This is a genomic window from Psychrobacter sp. 1U2, assembly GCF_051847575.1.
In genome coordinates this window covers 1-598 of record NZ_JBPYDC010001450.1, presented here as the reverse complement: position 1 = coordinate 598, position 598 = coordinate 1, and the positions used below count along the sequence as shown (strand labels likewise).

Sequence of the window (598 nt, the reverse complement as noted above, 5' to 3'; positions counted from 1 at the left end):
CATGCGAGTCTGTCATTACTACTATATAAGGATAATTTTTTGAGTCACTTTACAACATTTACTGATCTACCACTTTTGGCGCCAACATTGCGGGCAATCAGTGATTTGGGCTTTACTGAATTAACGCCTATCCAAGCTCAAATATTACCCCATACTTTGGCACATCAAGATGCAATTGGACAAGCGCAAACGGGAACAGGAAAGACGGCAACTTTTTTGATTACCATCATGGAGGCCTTGCTTAAGCGTCCTTTTCAGGAAGAAGAAGAGCGTCACTTGGGAGAGCCGCGCGCAGTAATAATGGCACCGACACGTGAGCTTGCCCAGCAGATTTTTGACGATTGTATTGCTTTGACCAAATATACAGAATTACACAGCGTATGTATTATGGGTGGCACCAATTATGAGACTCAGCAGCACGAGCTCGAACGTCAGTATGTCGATATCTTGGTTGCAACACCGGGGCGTTTGATAGATCTTATGCATAAAGGCATGCTTTATTTGGATCGAGTAGAGGTGCTGGTATTAGACGAAGCGGATCGTATGCTTGATATGGGTTTTATCCCTGATATCAAGCGCTTAGTAGGTCGAATGCCAG

1 protein-coding gene is annotated in these 598 nt (G+C 44.1%); it reads left to right on the top strand.

Annotation, left to right across the window (positions count from 1 at the left end):
- Window positions 1-39: 39 nt before the first annotated feature.
- A partial coding sequence (locus ACS8FD_RS22575; RefSeq protein WP_439277505.1) for a DEAD/DEAH box helicase occupies window positions 40-598 on the top strand: 559 nt, incomplete at its 3' end.